At 67.6% G+C, this 24,723-nt stretch carries 15 protein-coding genes and 3 pseudogenes; 13 read left to right on the top strand and 5 right to left on the bottom strand.

From position 1 onward, the window contains the following. From PINTE_RS03495 to PINTE_RS23795, 5 genes are all read left to right on the top strand, one after another. Window positions 1–2,801 (top strand): BPTD_3080 family restriction endonuclease (locus PINTE_RS03495; protein ID WP_068426294.1); only part of this gene is annotated, 2,801 nt, incomplete at its 5' end. A gap of 2 nt (window positions 2,802–2,803) precedes the next feature. Continuing rightward, entirely contained in the window at window positions 2,804–5,566 is a 2,763-nt protein-coding gene (locus PINTE_RS03490) for a site-specific DNA-methyltransferase (protein ID WP_068426293.1), read from the top strand. After that, window positions 5,563–7,878 (top strand): GmrSD restriction endonuclease domain-containing protein, encoded by a 2,316-nt coding sequence (locus PINTE_RS03485; RefSeq protein WP_068426290.1) that lies wholly within the window; start codon window positions 5,563–5,565, stop codon window positions 7,876–7,878. The genes PINTE_RS03490 and PINTE_RS03485 overlap by 4 nt, the downstream gene beginning before the upstream one ends. A 4-nt stretch (window positions 7,879–7,882) precedes the next feature. After that, the gene (locus PINTE_RS23800; RefSeq protein WP_217996482.1) at window positions 7,883–8,965 is read left to right on the top strand and encodes a UvrD-helicase domain-containing protein; all 1,083 of its coding nucleotides are present in this window, start codon (window positions 7,883–7,885) and stop codon (window positions 8,963–8,965) included. Beyond that, complete coding sequence (locus PINTE_RS23795; protein ID WP_217996481.1) at window positions 8,881–10,662, top strand: UrvD/REP family ATP-dependent DNA helicase; 1,782 nt, start codon at window positions 8,881–8,883, stop codon at window positions 10,660–10,662. The genes PINTE_RS23800 and PINTE_RS23795 overlap by 85 nt, the downstream gene beginning before the upstream one ends. Window positions 10,663–11,270: 608 nt before the next feature. Here the strand turns inward: PINTE_RS23795 and PINTE_RS22510 are convergent. Beyond that, a complete protein-coding gene (locus tag PINTE_RS22510) occupies window positions 11,271–12,029 on the bottom strand; it encodes a hypothetical protein (protein ID WP_157087054.1) in 759 nt (252 codons plus the stop codon). 292 nt (window positions 12,030–12,321) lie between these two features. Between PINTE_RS22510 and PINTE_RS03475 the strand changes: the two are divergent. The 6 genes and pseudogenes from PINTE_RS03475 (at window position 12,322) to hepT (ending at window position 16,200) form a co-directional block, all read left to right on the top strand. Beyond that, window positions 12,322–13,655: pseudogene (locus PINTE_RS03475) on the top strand (ISL3-like element ISPfr3 family transposase). Window positions 13,656–13,912: 257 nt separating this feature from the next. Then, entirely contained in the window at window positions 13,913–14,716 is an 804-nt protein-coding gene (locus tag PINTE_RS03470) for a hypothetical protein (protein ID WP_068426288.1), read from the top strand. 71 nt (window positions 14,717–14,787) lie between these two features. Then, window positions 14,788–14,931, top strand: a complete 144-nt coding sequence (locus tag PINTE_RS23790; protein WP_217996480.1) for a hypothetical protein — start codon at window positions 14,788–14,790, stop codon at window positions 14,929–14,931. Window positions 14,932–15,006: 75 nt separating this feature from the next. Beyond that, window positions 15,007–15,222 (top strand): annotated as a pseudogene (locus tag PINTE_RS24965) (nucleotidyltransferase family protein); the annotation flags it as partial. Between the two features lie 373 nt (window positions 15,223–15,595). Next, complete coding sequence (locus PINTE_RS24135; protein ID WP_169798442.1) at window positions 15,596–15,766, top strand: hypothetical protein; 171 nt, start codon at window positions 15,596–15,598, stop codon at window positions 15,764–15,766. Further along, window positions 15,763–16,200 (top strand): type VII toxin-antitoxin system HepT family RNase toxin, encoded by a 438-nt coding sequence (hepT, locus tag PINTE_RS24130; RefSeq protein WP_169798441.1) that lies wholly within the window; start codon window positions 15,763–15,765, stop codon window positions 16,198–16,200. Before PINTE_RS24135 ends, hepT begins: the two co-directional genes overlap by 4 nt. Window positions 16,201–16,218: 18 nt before the next feature. Here hepT and PINTE_RS03460 read toward each other — a convergent pair. Together PINTE_RS03460 and PINTE_RS03455 are read right to left on the bottom strand one after the other, a co-directional pair. Then, window positions 16,219–17,028: pseudogene (locus tag PINTE_RS03460) on the bottom strand (serine hydrolase); the annotation flags it as partial. A gap of 373 nt (window positions 17,029–17,401) precedes the next feature. Next, window positions 17,402–19,171, bottom strand: coding sequence for a helix-turn-helix domain-containing protein (locus PINTE_RS03455; RefSeq protein ID WP_068426283.1), 1,770 nt, complete (start codon window positions 19,169–19,171; stop codon window positions 17,402–17,404). Window positions 19,172–19,287: 116 nt separating this feature from the next. On the opposite strand from PINTE_RS03455, the gene PINTE_RS03450 reads away from it, so the two are divergent. Together PINTE_RS03450 and PINTE_RS03445 are read left to right on the top strand one after the other, a co-directional pair. Continuing rightward, on the top strand, window positions 19,288–20,667 hold the full coding sequence (locus tag PINTE_RS03450; protein WP_068426281.1) for an MFS transporter: 1,380 nt from the start codon (window positions 19,288–19,290) through the stop codon (window positions 20,665–20,667). Next, the gene (locus PINTE_RS03445; RefSeq protein WP_084343182.1) at window positions 20,664–22,163 is read left to right on the top strand and encodes an FAD-binding oxidoreductase; all 1,500 of its coding nucleotides are present in this window, start codon (window positions 20,664–20,666) and stop codon (window positions 22,161–22,163) included. The genes PINTE_RS03450 and PINTE_RS03445 overlap by 4 nt, the downstream gene beginning before the upstream one ends. A 163-nt stretch (window positions 22,164–22,326) precedes the next feature. On the opposite strand, the gene PINTE_RS03440 is transcribed toward PINTE_RS03445, so the two are convergent. Together PINTE_RS03440 and PINTE_RS03435 are read right to left on the bottom strand one after the other, a co-directional pair. Further along, complete coding sequence (locus tag PINTE_RS03440) at window positions 22,327–23,301, bottom strand: GIY-YIG nuclease family protein (protein ID WP_157087053.1); 975 nt, start codon at window positions 23,299–23,301, stop codon at window positions 22,327–22,329. Between the two features lie 108 nt (window positions 23,302–23,409). Beyond that, window positions 23,410–24,573, bottom strand: a complete 1,164-nt coding sequence (locus PINTE_RS03435; RefSeq protein WP_068426275.1) for a Fic family protein — start codon at window positions 24,571–24,573, stop codon at window positions 23,410–23,412. Window positions 24,574–24,723 lie beyond the last annotated feature (150 nt).

The following is a 24,723-nucleotide window of genomic DNA, read 5'->3' as shown; positions in this document are numbered from 1 at the left end:
ACCCGCAGCGCGACAACCGCATCCTCTTCGCGCAGCGCGAGGCCGTCGAAACGGCCATATTCCTCGCCGAGGTGAGCGGTCGACGCGCGGGATTCCGGGACTGGCGGCCCGAACTCGACGACCAGAACGCCGAGCACAACGAGGGCCTGCCCCGCGTCGCCCTCAAGATGGCCACAGGCACGGGCAAGACCGTCGTCATGGCGATGCTCATCGCCTGGCAGACCCTCAACAAGGTGGTGAGGCCGAGCGACGCCCGCTTCGCGAAGCGCTTCCTCGTCGTCGCGCCGGGCATCACCATTCGCGACCGGCTGCGCGTCCTCCAGCCCAACGATCCTGGCAACTACTACGACGCTCGCGGCATCGTCCCCGCCGACCTGCGCGGCCTCCTGGGCAAAGCGCAGATCCTCGTCGTCAACTACCACGCGTTCCTGCTCCGCGACCGCAAGGAGATCCGCGGCGTCGCCTCCATGACCCGCAAGATCCTGCTCGGCGGCGCCACGGAGGATCCGTTCAAGGAGACCGAGGCCGACATGGTCTCGCGCGTCCTGCGCGGTTGGGGCGTCGGGACGGGTCGTCAGCCGGGGGAGATCGTTGTGCTCAACGACGAGGCGCATCACTGCTACATGGACAAGCCCATCACCCTGGCCTCGCAGATGCAGGGCGTCGAGGAGGGCGACAAGAGCGAGAAGAAGGAGATCGAGCGGCGCAACGAAGACGCGCGCGTCTGGTTCAAGGGCCTGCGGGCGATCTCGGAGAAGGTCGGCATCAAGACGGTCTACGACCTGTCGGCCACGCCCTTTTACCTGTCTGGCTCGGGCTACAAGGACGGGTTCATCTTCCCGTGGACCGTGAGCGACTTCTCGCTCATGGATGCGATCGAGTGCGGGATCGTCAAGGTGCCCCGGGTGCCGGTCGACGACAACTCGGCCGGGGACGTCGTCACCTTCCGCAACCTCTGGTCTGCGGTCGAGAAGAAGCTCCCCAAGCGGGGCCGCGCCAACACCGCGCTCGCCGAAACGCCCGTCCTCCCCGTGGAACTCGAAGCCGCCCTGCACAGCCTCTACCGGTCCTACACCACGGCCTTCGAGTACTGGGAGAAGGAGCTCGCGCCGCTGGAGGAGCCGCCGCCGGTGTTCATCGTTGTGTGTCCCAACACGGCGACGTCCAAGCTCATCTACGACTGGATCGCCGGCCGCGAGATAGCCCGCGAGAACGACACGCCGCTGCGTATCCCCGGCAGCCTGGAACTCTTTTCCAACATCGTGGCCGACCGCGCCCTCGGCCGCCCCAGGACGATCCTCATCGACTCCGCCCAGCTCGAGTCGGGGGAGGCGCTCAGCGCCGACTTCAAGGCCGCGGCCGCAACGGAGATCGAGACGTTCAAGGCCGACTCCCGCCTCCGCAATCCCGGTGCTGACGTCAACGCGCTCACCGGCGAGGACCTGCTCCGCGAGGTCATGAACACCGTCGGCAAGAAGGGCCAGCTCGGCGCCGAGGTGCGCTGCGTCGTGTCGGTGTCGATGCTCACCGAGGGCTGGGACGCGAACACGGTCACCCATATCCTCGGCGTGCGAGCATTCCGCTCCCAACTCCTCTGCGAGCAGGTCGTGGGGCGTGGCTTGCGCCGCCGGTCGTACGCCGTGAACGAATACGGCCGATTCGACGCCGAATACGCGAACGTGTACGGCGTCCCCTTCGCGTTCATCCCGACCGACAAGCCAGTGGGGCCGCCCAAGCCACCCACGCCGGCCGTCGCTGTCCACACGGTGCCCGGCCGAGAACACCTGCGCATCACCTTCCCGCACGTCGAGGGCTACCGGCTCGAGATCCCGGACGAGGAGCTCTACCTCCCAGACGATCTGCCCCCCTTCGTCATCGGCAAGGGGCAAGCCGTGCCGACGTGGACCGAGGTCGCCCCCGCCGTCGGTGAGCCCGAGCTGGTCACGGACGAGGCGGTCACGGTCCGGCCCCGCACGGTCGCGTACCGGCTCGCGCGGCGCCTCGTCCAGACCCACTTCGCCCTCGGCGAGGACATCGGTGACGGAGGCGTGAAGGCCGAGCCGCGGCCGTGGCTCTTCCCGGCCCTGCTGCGCGTCTCGACCGAATGGGTCGATCGGGGCGTGAACGTGGAGGCCGGGTTCAGCCTGGGCTACCTCGCCAAGTACGCGACGTGGGAGGCGGCCGCCGCGGACGCCCTCTACGCCGCCATCAACATGCAGCAGGGCGAGCGACGGGCCCGCATCCGCCCCATCCTGCGCCGGTACGACCCAGTCGGCTCGACGGGTAACGTCTCGTTCCCGACCCGCAAGGCGACCCTCATCGCGCAGCCGGACCGCAGCGAGATCAGCCACGTCGTGCTCGACGGCGTCGGCGGCAACACGTGGGAGCAGCTCGCCAAGGAGTACTGCGAGCACTCGCCGCAAGTGTACTCCTACGCGAAGAACGACCACCTCGGCTTCTCGATCCCCTACGTCCACGAGGGGCGCACCCACGACTACGTCCCAGACTTCCTCGTGCGGCTCAGGCGCCGGGACGATGTCGTCGAGCGCACCCTCGTCGTCGAGATCTCCGGCAGTCAGAAGGGCGCCTTCACCCCTGGGCTCCCGGAGCTGAAGGCCACGACCGCACGCGACTCCTGGTGCGCGGCCGTGAACAACCACGGCGGCTTCGGCCGCTGGGGGTACGTCGAGGTGAACAACCCGCTGCACCTTGCCGCCGACCTCGACGCAGCCATCGAGGCGCTGTACGCCGACCAGCCGATCATCGGCGACCCCGACCTGCTCGACCTCCCGAGGAGCTGACGATGCCGCCCCGCCCCCGCAAGCCCATTCAGAAAGGGCCGACCCCGGTCGAGGCGATCCAGCACGCCGACAAGCGGAGCAACCTGCCGACGGCCGACGCGCAGGAATTCGTCACGCCCGAGATCGAGAGCGCCCGTCAGATCCTCGTGTCGCGGGACACGTCGCTCGACCCCCAGCTCGTCTGGCGGGGCAAGTACGGCGACGAATCGGCCCGCGCGATCGACGACGCCGGGACGCTCACCGCGGACGCCCCACCCATCTACATCCAGGAGAAGATCGACCCGCGAGTCCTCATCGAGAACCTGCGCCGCACAGCGGATGCCGGCGAGCCCGAGCCCGAGCTGACTCTCTTCGAGAGCTTCGACGGGCTTGACGAGCTCGACAACCTCGAGTTCTACAAGCACGACGCCAACTGGTCCAACCGGATGATCCTCGGCGACTCCCTGCAGGTCATGGGTTCGCTGGCCGAGCGCGAGGACCTCCGCGGCAAGGTCCAGATGATCTACATCGACCCGCCGTACGGCATCAAGTTCGGCTCGAACTGGCAGGCCTCCGCACGGAAACGCGATGTCAAGGACGGCAAGCTCCAGGACGCGGCCCGCGAGGCCGAGCAGATCAAGGCCTTCCGTGATACGTGGGAGCTGGGCATCCACTCCTACCTCTCGTACCTCCGCGATCGCCTCCTCGTCGCCCGGGAGCTGCTCACCGAGCGCGGGAGCTGCTTCGTCCAGATCGGCGACGAAAACGTCCATCTGGTCCGCTCACTGATGGACGAAATCTTTGGCGTCGAAAACTTCTGCTCTCTCATTTCTTTCAAGACTACTAGCGGCGCAGGGAGCTTCGCTGGCGGTACCAACGTCTTGGCGGCCACCAACAATTTCGTGATTTGGTATGCCAGGTCCATCGACACGGTGAAATATCGCAGCCTGTACCAATTCAAGTCGTATTCAGAGGAAGGGACTGCCTACACCAATGTCGAGCTCGCCTCAGGTGAGCGGCGACGCATGACGCGACTAGAGCAGTCAGGTGCCCAGGATCCTCCGGGTCGTGTTTTCAGAAGGGATCAGACCACTTCGCAAACCACGCGCGTTGGTCAGACAACAGTTTTTCCTGTTCAGATTCCCGAGGGAACGTTTGTCCCGCAGAAGGGGGGGTGGAAGACGAACCGGTCTGGGATGGAGCGCCTGAAGCACGCGAATCGTCTGACGGGGGCTGCTCGTACGTTGTATTACGTCCGCTATTTCGATGACTTCCCAGTTATCAGCTACACGAACTTTTGGGACGATACCACGACAGCAGGCTTCGGCGATCCCAAGATCTTCGTCGTTCAGACCAACACGAAAGTCATCGAGCGATGCATGTTAATGTGCACTGATCCCGGCGATCTCGTGGTCGATCCGACGTGCGGAAGTGGCACCACGGCGTACGTGGCCGAGCAGTGGGGTCGCCGCTGGATCACCATCGACACGTCGCGGGTCGCGCTAGCACTGGCACGCCAGCGGCTGATGGGTGCGAAGTACTCGATGTACCTCCTCGCCGACAGCGACAAGGGCAAGCGGAAGGTGCGAGAGATCCAGGGCGACGCGCCCACCGGCCCGTCGACGAACGACATCCGGCACGGTTTCGTCTACGAGCGCGTCCAGCACATCACCCTGAAGTCCATCGCGAACAACCCCGACATCGTCGAGGGCATGACCCGCGAGGAGATCGACGCGGCCATCAAGCGGCACGCGGACTTCGAGACGCTCTACGACCGGCCGTACGAGGACAAGGGCGTCGTCCGGGTCGCGGGACCGTTCACGGTGGAGAGCCTCAGCCCGCACCGCTCGCTCGCCTTCGCGGGCGGCCCCGACGTAGAGCACCGCGAGTCGATCAGCGAGCAGCAGGGCGCAGCCCAGCCGGACGCCCCCAACTTCGAGCAGTCGATCCTGGAGAACCTCCAGCGCGCCGGGGTGCAGAACGGGCGGCGCCAGGAGCGCATCGAGTTCACCTCCGTCGAGCCCTACGCCGGCACGTACATCCAGGCCGTGGGCATCCGCCGAGGCGAGCCTGACGGCGCGGATGCGGACACCACCGAGACGAGGGTGGGCATCGCCATCGGCCCGCAGTACGGCACAGTCAGCCAGGGCTTCTGCCGCGACGCCGTACGGGAGGCGATCCGCGCGGGCGACATCGACCTGCTGTGCGTGCTGGGATTCGCCTTCGACGCGTCCACCAACGAGGTGACCGAGGCGGACGGGATCACCGTCGACACCACGAGCGACGGCTTCGCCCACGTCGCGGACGAGCGTTCCTTCGGCCGAATCAAGCTGCTCCTCGTCCGCATGAACGTCGACCTGCTCATGGGGGAGGACCTCAAGAAGACCGGCACGGGCAACCTCTTCACGGTCTTCGGGGAGCCCGACATCGACCTCACCCGCACCGACAGGGGGCAGGTCGTCGTCGAGCTGCGCGGCGTCGACGTCTACGACCCGACGACGGGCGAGATCCGCTCCAACGACACCGGCCAGATCGCCCTGTGGATGATCGACACCGACTACAACGGCGACTCCTTCTTCGTGCGGCACTGCTACTTCACCGGTGGCGGCGACCCCTACAAGCGGCTCAAGACCGCACTCAAGGCAGACATCGATGCCGACGCGTGGGCGACTCTCTACGAGACGACCTCGCGCCCGTTCGACGTACCCCCCAGCGGCAAGATCGCGGTCAAGGTCATCAACGACTACGGCGACGAAGTGATGAAGGTCTTCGAGGTGGCGCGATGACCAAGGTCTCCTCGCTCCTCGACCAGGTCGACTCGGGCGTCATGCTCCTCCCGGAGTTCCAGCGCGGCTACGTCTGGAACCGCGACCAGGTGCGCGGCCTCATGCGCTCGCTCTACCGTGGGTACCCCGTCGGAGCCCTCCTCATCTGGGAGACCGAGCCGATGGCGAGCGCCGTTCGCGGCGACGCCGACACCTCGGGCGGCGTCAAGCAACTGCTCCTCGACGGGCAGCAGCGCATCACCACGCTGTACGGCGTCGCGCGCGGCCGGCCGCCGGCATTCTTCGAGGGTGACGCGGGCGCGTTCGCCGGCCTGCGCTTCAACCTCGAGTCGGAGGTCTTCGAGTTCTACTCGGCCTCCAAGATGCGCGAAGACCCCCTGTGGATCGACGTCACCGAGCTCTTCCGCGAGGGGCTCGAAGCGCACATCGGCCGTCTCAGCGCCGATCGGGTCACGGCCCCGCACCTGGCGACGTACCTCACCCGGCTGACCCGGCTGCGCGGCATCCTCGATCGCGACTTCCACGCGGAGAAGATCACCGGCGCGGATATGACGATCGATCACGTCGTGGACATCTTCAACAAAGTCAACTCCGGAGGCACCAAACTCTCCAAGGGTGACCTGGCGCTCGCCAAGGTCTGCGCCGAATGGCCCGAGGCGCGCACGACCCTGCGCGCGCATCTGGCGGCCTGGGAGGACGCGGGATACGTCTTCTCCCTGGACTGGCTACTCCGCAACGTGACGGCCGTCGCCACCGGCCGGGCCCAGTTCGACGCCCTGGAGGCGGTCAGCACCGAACAGTTCGCGGCTGCCCTCGGGGAGTCGACCAAGTATGTCGGCGGGTTCCTCGACCTCGTCGCCGGTCGCCTCGGCCTCGATCACGACCGCGTCCTCATGGGCCGCTACGCCATCCCCGTCGTCTCCCGGCTCCAGCACCTCGCCGGTGGCCTCGGCGACCGCACGACGCAGGATCGGCTCCTCTACTGGTACATCAACACCGGGTTGTGGGGCCGTTTCACCGGCTCGACCGAGACCTACCTGGCCCGCGACTACGAGACCGCGCAGGCGGAGGGAGTCGACGGTCTCATCGCCGACCTGCGTCAGTGGCGCGGAGGCAACCTTCAGGTCGGCGCCCACGACTTCTACGCCTTCGGGCGTGGCTCGCGCTTCTACCCGCTGCTCTACCTCATGACCCGCGTGCTCGGAGCCCGCGACCTTGGCAACGGCATCGAACTGAAGAGGCAGATGCTCGGCCACCTCTCGAGCCTGCAGGTCCACCACATCTTCCCCAAGGCTCAGCTCTACGACGCAGGCTACGGTCGCGGCGAGGTCAACTCCGTCGCCAACTTCTGCTTCCTCACGCAGCAGACCAACCTCGACATCGGCAAGCGGCTCCCCGCGGAATACCTGGCCGACATCGAGCGCCGGCACCCCGGCGCGCTCGCCAGCCAGTGGATCCCGACCGATCCCGCGTTGTGGACCCTGGAGCGCTACCCGCAGTTCCTCACGGCCCGCCGGGACCTGCTTGCCCGCGCGGCGAACGCCTTCCTCAACGGCCTGCTCGAGTCCGGCCTCCCCTCGACGGAGGAGCCGCTGCCGCGGATCGCCTTACTGGACCCGACGAGCGGGGACGACGAGATGGAGGGGGTGCGTGACCTCCGCGACGAAGGCCTGGCCATGGGCCTCGCCGAGCCGACTGTGGACGTGGAGATCGTCGAGCCCGTCACTGGGCGGGCCGTCGCAGTCGCCGAACTTTTCTGGAAGGACGGTCTGCAGGCCGGGCAGGGCAGCCCCGTGGTCCTGGACATCGACCCCGATCCGGTCGGCATGGCGCACATGGAGGAACTCGGCTACGACGTTTTCACGTCGGTCGACGCCCTGCGCGCGTATCTCCACAACCGCGCCCGCGAGGCTGCGGGGGAGACAGGGACGGTCGACGAGAGCTCGCCCCGGACACCCGTGAACGCGGGCGTCGTCGCAGCCCCGGGCAGTGAGCAGGACCCAGCGGTTGCTCGCGAGCGGTTCGGGCGCGCGATGCGGGACATCTACGTTCGCGCGTTGAAGGAGACCGGGTACCGCGCGTCCCAGTACATCGACATGCTGCAGCGGTACGGCGCGCTCGGCACGGCGCAGAGGCTTCTGGCCGCGCCTGTCGTGTCCGACGGTTTCACGGCACTGCGGCAGAGTGACCGGCTGGATCTGACCGTCGAAAGCGTGGTCCTGCGGCCAGAGTTCGCGACGCTCTTCACCGACGCCGAACGCGAGACCGCCCACGCGCGGCTGACCGACGGCGGCCATTCGACCGAGGGGTAACCCCATGCCCACGAACTACACGGCGGCCCAAGAGGCTGCGATCGCCTGCGTCGATAAGCCGCTGCAGATCATCGCGTGCGCCGGTTCGGGAAAGACCCAGGTCATCTCGCAGCGGATCGCGAACCTCCTGCGGTCCGGCGCCGCGGAGCCGCGCAACATCGTCGCCTTCACGTTCACCGAGAAGGCCGCAGCCGAGCTGAAAGACCGCGTCCTCTCGCTGGTCACCGCAGACGGCCGCACACAGATCGGCCTCGCCGAGATGTACATCGGCACCATGCACGCGTTCTGCCTCGGTCTGCTGAAGGACTACGTGCCCGAGACGTTCAAATTCGGCACGTTGACCGCGGTGACCTCGCGGCTCCTCATCGACCGCAACTCCAAGAAGTCGGGGCTGACCACGTGCCCGACCATGTCGGCGGGCACGGCCCATCTCAAACGCTTCACCCACTCGAGCCTCTATTTGCAGGTGCTGAGCGTCCTGCGCGAGGAGGAGATCGCCTGGGGTGAGGTGCCCGGGGAGGTCGAGGCGTCCCTGATGCACTACCTACGGCTGCTGCGGGAGAAGTCGTATCTCGACTACACGTCGATGTTGCAGTTGGCTGCCGAGCTACTCGAGTCCGACGAGCCCAACGATGAGATGGGGCGCGCGTTGCTCGACCACGTGCGTGACGACGTCCGGTATGTCGTCGTCGACGAATACCAGGACACCAACCCACTGCAGGAACGGCTGATCAACGCGCTCGTCCGACACGGCGCCAACCTTTGCGTGGTGGGCGACGACGACCAGACGATTTACCAATGGCGCGGCAGCGCCGTGCGCAACATCATCGAGTTCGCAGACCGGCATGACGACGTCGAACAGGTCACCCTCGACGAGAACTTCCGCTCGAGCGAGGGCGTCGTGGAGCTCGGTCACTCCTTCGCCGCTCGCATCCAGCGGGGGAACGGCTGCCGAAGCGCATGGTCGCAGCCGGACACCAGACATGGGAACGAGGCGACCTCTTGGCCTTGGACTTCCCCGACCCGCCCTCCGAGGCCGCCTGGATCTGCGATCGCATCGAGGCGATGCGAGGCCTCGCTTTCTTAGACGCCCCAGGCAACGAGCCGCGCGGGCTGTCCTGGTCGGACGTTGCTATCTTGTATCGCTCCGTCAGCCGCGACGCGGGACCGGTCGTCGAGGAACTTCGTCGACGGAATATCCCGTACGTCGTCGAGGGCCTTAACCGGCTGTTCGAATCACCGGAGATCGAGGCCGTCGTCGCGGTCTTCGACTACATGGCCGGCACCCTGGATGAGACCGAACTGCATAGGCTTTGGCGCCGAGCCGACCTTATCCCGGCGGCCGCAGACTGGGGCGGCGCGGTCCGGCTCCTCGACCAGCGGCGCGACATCGGAAGCGGCAACCGCTGGTCGGCGTACAACCTGCAGCGCCTCTACCTGGATTTTCTCGAGGCGCTCGTTGTTCGCGAAGACACCATCCCCGGCCAAGCGCAGCGCGCCGAGCTTGTGCTCTTCCAGTTGGGCAAGTTCAGCCAGGTGATCTCCGACTTCGAGGAGATCTACTTCCAGTCGGAACCAGCCCAGAAGTACGACGCCTTCGCGAAGTGGCTGCGCCATCAGGCGCCCGGCTACTACGCCGACGTCGACGGTGACGTCGGCTACGCGCAACCCGACGCCGTGACGATCAGCACCGTCCACCAGGCGAAGGGCATGCAATGGCCTGTTGTCGTCTTGTCGTGCCTTCGTCGCAACGCCTTTCCGTCCAAGCGGCAGGGGGGCCTCGGCCTCTTTCACGTCGTCCCCGACACCGCGGTGCCGGACGCGGATCGCTACCGTGGGACCCTTGAGGACGAGACCCGGCTGTTCTATGTCGCCGTGACGCGCGCGCAGAAGTGGCTCTTCGCGACGTTCTCGCCCAGCGACAAGAAGCTGTACTCGAAGAACTCCGACTTTTTCGTTCACTGCACGGGCCATGCTCGGGTCAGTACACAGGACCCGGGAGTTCCTGTCGACGCCGACCGGTTGCCGCCCCAGGCGAAGGTGGAAGTGCCGCAGGTGACACTGTCGTTCTCGGAACTGAAGTATTACTTCGAGTGCCCCTACGCGTTCAAGATGCGTTTCCTTTACGGGTTCAACGCCCCGCTTCACGAGGCGCTGGGGTATGGGAAAGGTCTGCACGACGTACTCGCCGAGATGCACAAGCGGGCCCTGCGGGATGACATGGTCCACGCCGAGGAGGCGGAGACGCTCGTCGACCGGCACCTGCACACGCCGTATGCCTATCCCGAGCTGCGCGCCCAGCTTCGCCGTGCAGCCGTCGACGCGGTCCACCGCTATCTTCGCGATCATGGCGCGGAGCTGCCCATGACGCTTCACTCGGAGAAGCCCATTCAGGTGCATCTGGGTGAGGGCATCACCGTTGAGGGCCGCATCGACCTCATCCGGAGGCTCGATACAGACGAAGTTTCCGTCGTCGACTTCAAATCCACCGGCCGTGCCCAGGTCGAGGACGTCACCCGGGACCAGCTGCACATCTACGCCGTCGGCTACGAAGAACTCAGCGGCGAGAACGCTGACCTCATCGAAGTTCTCAATCTCGATGAAGAAGGAAAGACCACGCGCGAGACCGTCGATGCTGAACTATTGGCGGCCACGCGGAAGAGCGTCCTGGCAGCCGGCGACGCGCTCCGCACTAATCATTTGCCCAGGCATAAATCCTGGTGCGACGCTTGCGCGAGCTGTGACTTCGTCGCCCTCTGCGCAACGGCTGACACAAGACCATGACTCATCCTCGGGCTTAGTGCCCGGTCAATCGGCCAAGTGACTCAGGCTGAGGTCCGAGCGGGAGGGTGCTGAATAGCCAGGTGTTGAGGAGCGGCATCCCACGCGTCATGGGCGGGGATGCATCGGCCCGGATCCTGTGCAGTCACCGTGGCGTACAAGAGAATCTCTCCCCGCCGCGCCTTCAGCTCCTCCAAGCGGCGCGCTGCCTGCGTGGCATCATCGGTTCCTCGAGATCAAGGCCGTCGAGAATGCCGGCAGCGAGACCCAGAGCAGGGAGAGAAGACAAGTTCTGACTCTACAGGCCGACGCGCCAGATGCTTGCTTCGGGTCACGCGGAATGGTCTCAAATCAGCTACATGATCTATGCGATTGTTTATGCGAAGCCCGCTACATCTCGACGCGAGCTGCCGGAATTTACGATCCTTTGCGTGCCTCCGTGCGGTGCACTTTACATCAGAGGTCTCCTACGGGAGGTCGTGCAAGGCTGGCCGGTTCCGGGTGTCAATTTGGTACGGTTAAGGATCGCGAGCTTCGGATGCCCCACTAATGCTGCACCTGGCACCGCCACCACGAAAGTCAGTGGAGTCTATGCAACGAAGGCATTGCATTTATGTTCGCAACATCTCCGAACAGGTCTTTACGCGTTCGTGGAGGAGCTGAATGCGCTCAACGCCGCCGCCCGCCGGACGGGCGCGGAGATACCTGCCGATGTCTCTTACGTCATGTTTATCGCGTTTCAGTGGGTCATTGACCTCGCCCGCGAGGCCGAAACCCTGGTCTCTAGCTTTGGCTCGGCACGCCTCATTGAACCTGGTCCCACTCCCGTCCGAGCCGTGGGCCAAAACGTTCCTCAGTGCGGTAAGAAGCCGCAGAAACGACGTCGCCTCGGTAGACTCGGCAAGTCGCATAGCAGCCTGTTTATATGGGTCGCTTAAGTGGGCGACGGCAGAAGCGCGCCATGCATCGAAATCTTTAAATGTGATGTTGTATCCATTTGGGTCGAGGAATGTTTCGATATCAGCCATGCGCAGATTACCCTTTACTTCGGGTGCGCCGCCCATGAACAGATCGATAGCGGTCCTGATATTGCTCGGCAAACCCGTCATGGCGCACCTGACCTCGTCCTCGCGGTTCTGGATAAAGCGATTCGGCGCTTTCGAAACGGCCGCGATGAACCAACGCCCCTGAAACATTTCCCATAGTGCGCCCAGATGGAAGGCCGAATCCTCCGCGGTCTGTTTGAGGAGCCGGGCGTGGGCGCCAGCTGTTGTCAGGGCGGTTTCGACCTCCAAGTACTGCCCAAGAGATTCGTTCAACTGTAGCTGAAAAGCTGACAGTACTTTATCAGGATCACCGCGTCGGGCCATGATTCTCGTCTCTGGTCACAGGCGACGGCTGCCGCCTGTGTTTCTGATCGTCTCGAACTCGCTTGTTGTGAGGCATACGAGGCGGCCTTGCTGTGGCGTCGGCGGCAGTGCTCCCGCGTGGCCGCTGCGGTAATGAGATCCTCACCCCCCAGGAGGCGGAGGCCTAACGGGGCTCTTCCCAGATGAGGGTGTAGCGCACGTCGCGCGGCGGGCCGGCGCGTCGGTGGCCGGATAGAGGTCGAGGTCTCCCGAGGATGAGAGCTCCTACACACTCAGCCCGAAAGACCTCGACGTGCACGACGCTACCGTCGGCGGGCGCGCTGATGCGTTCGCCAGCCCCGACCTGACTGCCTTCTGCCGCCTCGACGAACTCGGCCTCGTTGTCACCGGGCAGCGACTCGAGCCGGATCGTGCCGTATTGGCCTGCCAGGTGGTCGAGCCCGACCAGTGGTGCCGGCGCTGCGGCTGCGAAGGGAGACCACGTGACACCGTGGTCCGACGGCTTGCCCACGAACCACTGGGCTGGCGGCCCACGACGCTGGAGGTCGTCGTGCGCCGTTACCGCTGCAGCGGCTGCGGGTATGTGTGGCGCCAGGACACCACCGCCGCGGCCGAGCCCCGGGCCAAGTTGTCTCGGCGCGCTCTGCGGTGGGCGCTGGAAGGGATCGTGGTCCAGCACCTCTGACCGTGGCTCGGGTCGCCGAGGGGCTCGGGGTGGCCTGGGACACCGCCAACGACGCCGTTCTGGCCGAGGGCAAGCGGGTGCTGATCGACGAGGAGCACCGCTTCGAGGGGGTGAAGGTCGTCGGGGTCGATGAGCACGTGTGGAGGCACACCCGTCGCGGCGACAGGTACGTCACCGTGATCATCGACCTCACCCCAGTGCGAGATGGCACCGGCCCGGCACGGCTGCTGGACATGGTCGAAGGACGCTCCAAGCAGGCGTTCAAGACCTGGCTGGCCGACCGCCCGCAGGAGTGGCGCGACGGCGTGGAGGTGGTCGCGATGGACGGCTTCACCGGGTTCAAGACCGCCGCCGTCGAGGAACTGCCCGACGTGGTGACCGTGCTAGATCCCTTCCACGTCACGCGCCTCGCTGGCGAGGCGCTCGATGAGTGCCGACGGCGAGTTCAGCAGGCCATCTGTGGGCACCGCGGCCGCAAGGGCGACCCGCTCTATGCCGCCCGCCGGACCCTGTCCACCGGCGCCGACCTGCTCAACGACAAGCAGAAGGACCGACTGGACACCCTGTTCGCCGACGACGCCCACGTCGAGGTCGAGGTCACCTGGAGCGTCTACCAGCGCATGATCGCCGCCTACCGCCACGAGAACCGGCGCCACGGCCGCGAGCTGATGGCCCGGCTCATCGACTCGATCAGCACCGGCGTCCCCAAGGCCCTGGTCGAGATCACCAAGCTCGGCAGGACGCTGAAGAAGCGCGCCGCCGACGTCCTGGCCTACTTCGACCGGCCCAGCACCTCCAACGGGCCCACCGAGGCGATCAACGGCAGGCTCGAGCACCTGCGCGGCTCGGCGCTGGGGTTCCGCAACCTGACCAACTACATCGCCAGATCCCTGCTCGAGACCGGCGGGTTCAGACCCCGACTACACCCTGGATTCGGATGAGCCCCTAACGGTCGACAAGACTTCCGCTCGCCCTAGTGAAGCACTGTCGCCCGGACCGAGGTCCCCAGAGCGGCCTGGTCGAGCCCGCCGTCCCCGCCTTTCCCCGGCCGAAAGAACTGCCGCTTGTTTGATGCGGAACGCCCAGACCGCTTCAGAGACAGGGTCGTTCGCCGAAGAGGAGGCGCGCCGCCTCCGTCGTCACGGTCACCGGGTAATTCGGTCGTTCTTAGTTCGCGGCGAGGCTATCGTTCCTGGCTGTGGCCGACCTCTACGTGATTCGCCCCGGCGGGGACGACGAGCGCGCTCGCCGTCTCGCGGAGCGCGAGGCCGGTCGCGCCCGCGTCCGGGCGCGCTACGCGGCGCACCTGGCGGACCACGCCGGCCTTGATGACGCGACGGCCGACCTCGTGATGGCCGTCCTCTTCGACCATGTCGACGAGGACGGTGAGCCGTGCCGGCTTGGCAATCACCCCACGCTGCCCGACGACGGCGAGCACAGCCACGACGCGGGCTTCGACTGCCCGTGCACCTGGGACGCGCAGCGGCGCGAGCAGGAGCGGATCCGGCGGCGGAGGGTCTGGGACGAGTGGCTGTCCAGTCCGGCGGCGCAGGCGCTGCACGACGGGCAGGAGCGGGAGATGGACGCCGTGGACGACTGGATCGCCGCGCATCCCGGCGTCGAGGCGAAGCGGACCGTCATGGCGGCCCCTGAGGTGTGGGAGGGCACGATCGACGGCCGTTCGTTCTACTTCCGCGAGCGGCATGACACGTGGCACATCGAGATCGACCTCGTGCCCGACGGGACGTTCGCCGAACGCTACGTCGGCCGCTCCGACGACGGCGAGATGATCACCGAACCGGTCGAACTGACCTCCGGTGTCACCATCGCCGAGGGGAGCGAGACCGCTCTGGGAGAGCGCCCCGTCGAGCACCTGAACTTCATCGTCGACACCGTTCGAGCCCACCTGCAGCGCACGACGTGTGCGCACCCGAGGGCCGAGCAGTATCGCCCCGCCTGCGGAGCGCGCATCGAGAGGGCCCAAGAGCCAGAGCGCCGATAACGCGAAGGTCGGTAAGCGCGACGCCGACCGACATGCGCTTCTCTGGAAATAGCATTTGCAGTATTGATGGCGTGGAGCAAGAACTGGCAGAGATCGCGGCGAAGAGCGACCGAGACGTGCACGCTGCGCGTGCCCGCCTGGTCGCGGCTGTTCGACAGGTGGCGGCCGGCGGCGTGACCCAACAACAGATCGCGGCGCAGATCGGCCGGAGCTAACCCGAGGTGTCGCGTCTGCTGCGCTTCCACGCCGCGACTCTGCTGGGGCGGCGCCTGCGCGCAGCGCGGACGCCCATGTTGCGCGCCATCGCCGACGCAGGAGGATCCCAGGTTCGCGTGTTCGGTTCGGTCGCCACTGAGCAAGAGGGCCCGCACTCGGACATCGACCTGGTGTTCACGATGGGCACCCCCTGGAGCCTCATGGAACTCGAACGCCTGCAGCGCCGGCTCAGCGACATCCTCGGCGCCGACGTCGACCTCGTGCCCGACACCGCCGTGCGTCCCGACCTTCGTGACCGGGTGCGCGGAGGCGATGCCCTTGTGACGGACGCCCGGCGCCGCGGAACCCCGCTGCGGACTTGCTCACCAGCCACGACGAACGATTCTTCGCGAGCCGAGCCGCGCCGCCTCCGTAGCATGGTCGCCATGTCTGCCGTGCAGACCGCGTTGGCGCGCCTCCGGTCGGCCGAGGCCGACGGGTCGCTGCGGCGTCTCTGCGACGAGCTGGGCGTCGACCTCCTGACGATCTTCGGCAGCGCCGTGCGGGATCCGGCGACGGCCCGAGACCTCGACGTCGCGTACTCGCGACCGATCGCGGGAGCCCGTCTCCCACCTAGGCGTCGTCAACGCTCTGGGGGAGCGTTTCGGCGACGCTCTCGATGTCATGGACCTCGACGCCGCCGGTTCCGTGGCCCGGTACGCGGGTTTGCACGGGGTGGAGTTGCTCGTCGAGGGTGCGCCGGGGCGCTATGCGAACGCGCAGATCGCGGCGTTCGGCGCCTTCTGCGACACCCAACGATTCCGCGACCGCGTCCTGGAGGTGCTGGCCCAATGAGCCCGCGCGCGTTCTCCGCCCAGGTCGTGTCCACCCGTCTCACGCTCATGCGGGAGTTGCTCGAAGACCTCGATGCCGTCGGTCCGGTGGATGCCGACCGGCTCCTGCGGGACCGGCTGACGCGGCGCGCGGTCGAACGCGTACTGACTCAACTCATCGACCTGGCCGTCGACATCAACATCCACGTCGCCACCAGCCTCGGCGGCGCGATGGTGACGGAGTATCGGGAGTCGTTCGACGAGGCGGCGAGGGCCGGGTTGGTGAGCACGACGTTGGCGGACGGGCTCAAGGCGTCCGTGGGTCTTCGTGACGTGCTGATCCACGAGTACGTGAAGACCGATCTGGCGCTCGTCGCGACGGCGGTGCCGTTGGCGCGCGTCGAATACGGCGAGTACGTCCGCGACGTTGCGCGGTGGCTGCGCGATCGGGCCTGACGCTGAAGCGCTGTCCCCTCAGCCCGAAGGCCGTTGGCGACGAGACGCAGGACGCGCAACATGGAAACCGTGTAGCGCAACCGCGCCCGAGCACACCAGCAGCAGCGTGCTGAGCACGGTGGACACCCCGAGGTCGGGCGCGGCCGACCACAGTTGGTGCAGCGGCAGCCCGGCGGCCTGGGCGGGTGCGAGGACGTAGCCGAAGCACGCTGCCGCCGCGCCGAGCAGCAGCGCTGCGGCGGCGCCGATCCCGGCGCGACGTCGCGACGCCCGGATGGCGAAGAGTTGCGCGACCAGTGCCGCCAGTTGCAGCAGCGGCAGGCCGACGAGCAGCGTGGGCGCGACCCGGGTCAGCAGGGGACGGGTGGCGTCGAGGGGCTGCGTCCCGAGGGCGGCGTGCACCAGGCCGCTGCGAAAGTGCCACCACAACACCGGGTCCGGGCCCTCGCCGCTGTTGGCCAGGGCGACCACACCGAAGCCCGTGGCGGGGCAGAACAGCAGGTAGCTGCGGGAGCGGTCTGTGGAGCCGTCGTGCTCCAGGCACCTCGGCAGGCCCGAATTGTCGGGGTCCTCGTTGCGGTCGTGAAGCTCCCACAAGCGCCGGATGAACCAGCCGCTGGCCGAGTCCGCGGACTCGCTCTGCCGGGCCAGCGGCTCACGGAAGGCCGTCAGCGTCGCGGCCAGCGGCGTCCCCTGCGCCGACAGGTGAGCCTGCAGCACCCGGGTGAGGTCGTCGGCGGTGGACACGATCATCGCACCGCACCCTGGCCGAGCTGCGACGCGTTGCGCGCGGGGTCCATCCGCTCGCCCTCGGTCACGACGGGCTCGCCGGGGCGCTCGCCGCGCTACCGGACACCTGGCCGCAGGTCAGCGTCGACGTCGACGGGCTGGACGACGCGGACCTCGACGACGCCGCGCGCACGACCGCCTACCTGCTCGCCGCCGAGTCGGTCGTCAACGCCCCGGCCTGTCCGCCGCGATCGCCGCCGATGCACTGCACGTGCTCGTCTCGCCACACACGTTCCATGTGTTGCGACGTGTTCTGGGGTGGAGTGCGGAACAGTACCGCCGCTGGCTGCACGAGATCGCGAAACAACAACTGTTGCGTGCACGAGTATCTGGCTGACCCAGTTCATGCCGAAAGGTGAACGGGAGTAGATGTCCATCAACGACGCTGGCCGTCTCGGCGCAGGGCAGCCCGTCACATCGCATCTGTCAGGCCCGCCATCACGCCGCGCAACCGCAGCAGCATGTGTGTCTCGACGGCCGGTCCGGGCTGCCGCCACTGCGCGCTGATCAACCGGTCAATTGTGTCAATGCGTTGGTACACGGTGTTGACGTGCACCCCGAGCGCCCCGGCCGCGGCGCGGGGGCTGCGGCCGTGGTCGAGGAAGACCCGCATCGTCTCCAGCAGCGGTACGCCGCTGCGCCGCTGCGCGTCGGTGACCGGCCCGAGCGTGCGCGTGAACGCCGCCTCGACGTCGGTGCGGCCCGCGTGGCTGAGCAGCACGCGGTACACCCCGAGACGATCGGAGGTGAGCACCCGGTCGGAGGCGTCCCAGGAGGTCGCCACGCCGAGCGTGTCGACGGCCTCTCGCAGGCACGCCCGCAGGGAGCCCGTGATCGCCACCGGCCCTGCGACACCGCCGGCGAGATCGGACTCCCGACGCAGCAGGCCCGCGGCCTCATCGGGGCTGTCGTGCGGAGCCAGCACGACGACCCGACCCTCGTGCACGACGACCCCGGCGCTCCGCGGCCACGGCAGCGCGGCGACCCGGGCCCGCGTCGCCGCCACGTCCTCGCCCGCCGAGGCGACCACCGCCAGGCAGTAGACCCTGCTCGGGTCGAGGCCGGCCAGCCGCGCCTGGCGACGCCGCTGCGCGTCATCCGTCGCCGTCGTCGTGAGCAGTTCGAGCAGGCCGAGGTGGCGGGCCCGGGCGCTCGCCTCGGCCTCCGCACGCTCGGCCAGCACCGCGAGCGCGACCACCGGGGCCGCCCGGTCGAGCACGAGCAGGTCCGCCGGTCCTGGGCGGTGGTCTGCGCTCATCGTCAGCGTCCCCAGCCGCCGGCTCCCGGCGGCCACCGGCGCTGCGGGTCCGTCATGCGCGGGCGCATCCCCGGCGGCGAACCGCACGTCGCCTCCGACCGCCGAGGAGGCCTCGGCGAGGATGTCGTCGACGCTGCCTCCGGCCAGCACGACGTCGGTCAGCCGCCGGTCCCACTCGAGGATCTGTTCCAACTCCGCTGTCCGGTGGGCCAGCTCGTCTTTCGCCGACTCCAGGGACGCGAGCCGGTCGGCGTTGTCGAGGGCGATCCCCGCGTGTGCCGCGAAGGCACACAACAGTGTGACTTCATCCTCTTCGAACTCCCGCGGAGACCGTTCCGAGGCGAACAGCGCGCCCAACATCCGCCCGCGCACCGTCAACGGCGCCGCCAGCAGCCCGTGCATGTTCTCGGCGGTCGCCGCCGCGTCCGCGACCCCGTCGTGCCGGAACGTCGAATCGGTGAGGTAGTCGGTGCACCACAACGGCTTGGCCTGCGTGAGCACCACGCCGGCCAGGCCGCGGTCCATCGGCACCCGCAGCCCGACCAGGTCCGGTGTCAGCGCACCGCTGGTCACCTCCAGCCGTAACACCTGCCCCACCTGCGGGTCGTCGTACACCAGACCCAGATAGGCCAGGTCTACGCGCAGCAGATGCCGCACCTGATCGACGATCTCGGGCAGCAGGTCGCCGGGCGAGCGAAGCGACAGCAGCCGGCCCGCAATTCCGTTGAGCGACGTGAGTGCCCGGGCACGTTGCGCGCGCTGCGCGAGCATCGCCTTGATGCGCAGCGCCTGCACCAGCTCCTCCGGATCCTGCTCGGAACGGCTCGCTCCGAACGCCGTGAGCTCCTCGATCGAGGCGTCGCGCAGGAGTAGCTCCAGCCATCCCACACGGGCCTCCTCGGCCTCCGGTCGCGTCAGACTCATGGCTGGATCATCCATAAGCCGCGGCCAGATGTGGGTGGTCCGACCGTTGTGATCGCGACGGCCGGAACCGTACATTTCCGCAATCGAGCCCGATCGGGCGGACCCAAAGGAGTGTCATGGCCCACCTCTCCGACGCGACGTCGCGCCCGGACCACAGCGCGACGCCGGACCTCGAGCGGCGCACCATGCGCAAGGTGACGTGGCGGCTCATGCCGTTTCTCATCGCGCTCTACTTCGTCAACTACCTCGACCGCACGAACATCGGCTTCGCCGGGCCCTACGGCCTCAACGACGAACTCGGCCTGACGGCAACGATGTTCGGGCTCGCCTCCGGCGTCTTCTTCATCGGCTACCTGCTGCTGGAGGTGCCGAGCAACCTCGCGCTGCACAAGTTCGGCGGCCGCCGCTGGCTGGCCCGGATCATCTTCTCGTGGGGCATCGTCGCCTCACTCATGGCGTTCGTGCCCAACGCCACCTGGCTCTACATCGCCCGGTTCTTCCTCGGCGTCGCGGAGGCAGGTTTCTTTCCCGGCATCATCCTGTACCTGACCTACTGGTTCCCCAAGCGCGAGCGTGCCAAGGCCACCGCGCTGTTCCTGCTGGCCATCCCCCTGTCGACCGTCATCGGCGCCCCGTTCTCGGCCTGGCTCATCGGCATTGGAGACGGTCACATCGGCGCGATGTCCGGCTGGCGGTTCATGTTCCTGGCCCAGGGTCTGCCGGCGATCGCGCTCGGCGTCATCTGCTGGTTCTACCTCACCGACCGCCCGCAGCAGGCGTCGTGGCTCAGCGACGAGGAACGCGCCTGGCTCGTCGACGAAATGGATCACGAGCACGGACAGACCGCCCAGCGCTACCACTACCCGCTCAAGCGCGCGCTGACCAACCCCCGCGTGCTCGCCCTGTCGTTCGTCTACTTCGGCACCGTCTACGGCCTGTACGCGCTGAGCTTCTTCCTGCCGACGATCATCCGCGGCTTCGCGACGACCTTCGAGACCACCTACTCCGTCATGCAGGTCGGGCTCATCACCGCGATCCCGTTCGCGTTCGGTGCCGCCGCGATGGTGCTGTGGTCGCGGCACAGCGACCGCACTCGCGAGCGGGTCTGGCACGTGGCGCTGCCGCTGTTCGTCGGCGGAGTGACCATCCCGATCGCCCTGTATCTCGGCTCGCCGTTCCTGACGATGGCCGCGGTCACGGTGTGCTGCATGTGCATCTGCTCGACGTTGCCGACCTTCTGGCCGCTGCCGACGATGTTCCTCTCCGGCGCCGCGGCGGCCGGCGGGATCGCGCTCGTCAACACGATCGGCAACTCCGCGGGCTTCGCCGCGCCGTACATCACCGGCTGGCTCAAGGACCTCACCGGCAGCCAGAACGCCGGCATGTGGGTGATCGGCGTGATCATGGTGCTCGCCGGGTTCACGGTGCTCGCGCTCAAGGCGGCGCCGGTGCCGGACGACGCCGAGGCCGTCGAGACCGACCACGTGCGCCGATGACCCACGACCCCGCCTTCGACGCCGCTGACGAGTCGCGGCCGCTCGATCACGCGCCGCCGGAGCTCGCGCAGGTGCCCGTCGATCTGGACCGGCTCCGCCACCTCGTGGAGACCGACCTGGCCCCGACCCTCACCGCCGGTGCAGTGACGCTGGACCCCGACATCGTGGCGACGTACTCCAGTGACCAGGCCCTCTTCTGCCCGGCCGCGGGTGCGGTCGCGCTCGTGCGGGCCGCGTGCGTCGAGGACGTGCAGGCCACGATGCGGTTCGCCACCACCCACCGCGTGCCGGTCGTCCCGCAGGGCGCCCGGTCGGGAATCTCGGGTGGCGCCAACGCGATTCCCGGCTGTCTCCTGCTGTCGGTGGAGCGGATGGCGCGAATCCTGTCGATCGATCCGGGGGAGCGGACCGTCACCGTCGAGCCCGGCATCCTCAACCAGGACCTCAAGGACGCCCTGCGTGAGCACGGCTTGGCGTACCCACCCGACCCGGGTTCGGTGGCGATCTCCTCGATCGGCGGCAACGTCGCGACCAACGCCGGGGGGCTGTGCTGCGTCAAGTACGGCGTGACCAAGGACTACGTGCGGCGCCTCGAAGTCGTCCTCGCCGACGGCACCCGCGCCACGCTGGGCACGGGCACCGCCAAGGGTGTGGCCGGGCTCGACCTGCGGGGCCTGTTCGTCGGTTCCGAGGGAACCCTGGGCGTCATCGTCGAGGTGACGTTGCGGCTCGTGCCGGCGCTCCCGCCTCCGCTGACGGCCGTGGCGACCTTTCCGGACGAGCGAGCGGCGGCCGCGACCGTCTCCGACTTCATGGCCGCAGGGGCGCAGCCCTCGATGCTTGAGTCACTCGACGCGGTGTCGCTGCGCCTGCTCAACGAGTTCGGCGACTTCGGCCTCGACGACGCCGCCGGGGCGATGCTGCTCGTGCAGTCCGACGGCTCTGGCAACGCCGACGCGGCTCTCGCCGAGGTGGAGGCGTTCACGGCGTGCGCGCAGACGAACGGGGCTCTCGACGTGGGTCTGAGCGACGACGCCGCCGACAGCGAGGCCCTGGTCGCGACCCGGCGCATGGCCCAGCCCGCCTACGAGCGCTACGCCCAACGGCACGGAGGCGGTCAGCTGCTCGACGACATCTGCCTGCCCCGCACGCGGATGGCCGAGTTCTACGAGCGGCTCGCGCAGGTGCGCGCGACCTCGGGGCTGACCATCGCCGTGGTGGCGCACGCGGGAGACGGGAACATCCACCCCTCGGTGTTCTTCGACGCCGGCGACCCTGCGGACGTGGCCCGGGCGGAGCGGGCGTTCGAGGAGATCATGCAGCTCGGCCTGGAACTCGGCGGCACCATCACCGGCGAGCACGGCGTCGGGTTTCTCAAGCGCGCCTGGCTCGCGCGGGAACTCGACGAAGGGAGCAAGCACATTCACCGCGTCGTCAAACACGCCCTTGATCCGCTGGGCATCCTCAACCCCGGGAAGATGTTCGCCGAGTTGTGAGGGGGCGGGGTGCCACGCCCGTCCCGCCGCCCGATCGGGGTTCGTTGCGACCTGGGCGCGGCAGGTCGGCCAAGCGAGCGTCGATGGCGGCGACCTCCGCGGGCGTCAGGGGCTCTCGAACGACAGCCCTTCACCTCGTGGAGCCACGGAGTGGGGAGTGACCCTAATCGGCTTGGGTTTCTTCCTCCTGTTCTTCGATGCAGGCGAAGACGTGGTCCGTCAGGTGGAAGTCGTGGAAGCGCGCGAACATGCCGCTGCCCTTGCGCATGAGGCCCATCGCGAAGCGGCGAGCGGCCGCGAGCACGGCGGGCTCTGCGAGGAGGTCGGGCACCACGTGTGGGTCGTCGAAGTAGAGGCGACGCACGGGGCCGGTGGCTTTGTAACCGCGTTCGATCTCCACATCGACTCCGAAATCCTCCGGCACATCGACATCGCCAGTCGTCGCGAGATTGAGAAAGCCGCCAGAGTGGCGTTGGCCATCGTTGGTCTCGTCGTCGAAGAAGACCAAGACCTCCACGTTGTTGATGCTGATGGCTGCGAGCCGCTGATGCTGCTTCGACCTATTCGTGGACGGCATGCTCGTCATCGACCAGTAGATCTGCTCGGTCTCGTGAGCGGCGGGGATGACGAAGTAGACGTAGTGCGCCAGCGCCTCGCGGATGTCCTCGTAGGCGGGGTGGGCGGCCAGCTTCTCGAAGCGGGGGCGCGTGCGAACGCGTTGGCGGGCCAGGGTGCCGCGTGCGCCGATGCCGAGTTCGGGTTCTCCGTCGAGCCAGGCCTTCTGCTCCGCGGGACTGATGATGACGTCGAGTTTGCTGTCGCCCTGCGGCAGCCCGACGAGGTCGATGTTGCGCAATCGGTGACCAGCTTCCTCGTAGGACCGGACGGTGCGTCGCTCGATGTCGTTCAGCGCCTGCTTGGGCACCGGCCCGTAGCTGATGCCGACGATCGGCCGGGGTTGGTGCCGCCGGTGCCAGGTGAAGCGGCGGACGACATCCGTGGCCTGGCCGACGTAGTAGAGGCCGTCGTCGAAGTGCAGGACGTACACGCCGCAGCGGTCCAACGTCGGAGGCAGGTATGCGGCCAGTGACAGCCCGGGCTGCACCGGGTAGTGCGTCAAGCGAAGAGCGTTGGCCACGAAGCGAATTTACTCGCGAGCGGGTGGTCCGGCATGTTGTCGACGAGACCTGAGCTGGCTGGCGCTGCTACCCGGGCTGGCGTATGAGCAGCCCGAGGGTCCCCGAGGTCACCGCGGCCGGTCGGTCTCGGCTCGGAGCCAGTTGCGCAGCCAGGGGTAGGGATCAACGAGTGGTTGCCGCCCAGACCGCACCTGTGCAGACACCTCTGCCAGCACCGGCCCGGTGAGGTAGTGCCGGGCGCGGGTCTTGCCCACGGCCGTCAGCAGGCCGAGTTCGGTGAGGCGGACGAGGTCTCGCGTGCCGGTCCGGTCCTCGATCTCGGCCCGCCGGACGTAGGACGGGCGCTGTACCCGGCCTCCCTGGAGTGCGTCGAACAGGGCGTCCCCGACGCGCTCCGGCAGGCGGTGCTCGGCGATGAGATCGTCGATACGTCGCCACAGCACGTCGGCCTCGGCGAACCGCCGCCGCAGCGTCTGGGCCTGCATGTGGTGTGCCCGCAGCGCGAACTTCACCCACGGATGCGCGTCGTTCTGCGGGTTCCACGATCCCTGTCCCGTCGCGGCGAGCACACGGTAGTAGTCCGTCGTGTTGTGCCCCAGCCACTCCTCGATGCTGGAGAACGTCGGCTCGAGCACGGTGTCTTGCGCCAGCGCTGCCGTCTGCAGCACACGCGCCATGCGGCCGTTCCCATCGCGGAACGGGTGGATCATGACGAGATTCAGGTGAGCCATGGCGCCACGGATCATGGGCTCGACGTCTCGCTCCGCCTCGAGCCGCCCCGCCATCGTCCCCAGCAACCCCGAGACCGCATCGGCGTCCGGCCCCTCGTAGACCTGGGAGCCGTCGCTATCGTCGGTCACGTAGATGCTTCCCGGCCGGTAGCGGCCCGGCCCCTTGGCCAGGTCGTGTTCGAGGAGCATGAAGTGCAGCGACCGCACCAGCTGGGTGTCGATGCGGAAGTGCGGGTCCGGGGCCGCGGTGAGCACATACGTCAGGGCACGCCGGTAGCCGGTGATCTCCGCCCAGGTTCGTTCGTCGGCACCCAGCGGCTCTTCGTTGTCTACGGCCGCGATGGCGTCCTGCTCCGAGACCTCGTATCCCTCGATGCTGTTGGAGCCGCGGATGGCGCGGGCCTGCGTCGTCCGCCGCAGTGCTCCCGTCCAGCGTCGGGGCACGCGAAGGTGCGACGAGAGCTCCTCGCGCAACGCGTGGATCTCGTCGAGGGTGCGGCGGTCCTCGAGGTCAGGCTCCGGGGTGTCGTAGATCGTCATGAGTCGGGGGTCTGGCGTGGCTCAATGTCTCTTACCAAGTGACAGAGTGACAGGGAGTTGTCCTTATGTCACTTACTAAGAGACATGGACGCAGCCTGTGGAGCGAATCTGGCCCCCGACGTCGGACGACTGGATCGCCGCGGATCCCGG

It is taken from the genome of Piscicoccus intestinalis NBRC 104926 (genome assembly GCF_001515525.1).
GTDB lineage: Bacteria > Actinomycetota > Actinomycetes > Actinomycetales > Dermatophilaceae > Kineosphaera > Kineosphaera intestinalis.
Note: the sequence above shows the minus strand (reverse complement) of the source record. Positions and strands in the feature narration are given on the sequence as shown.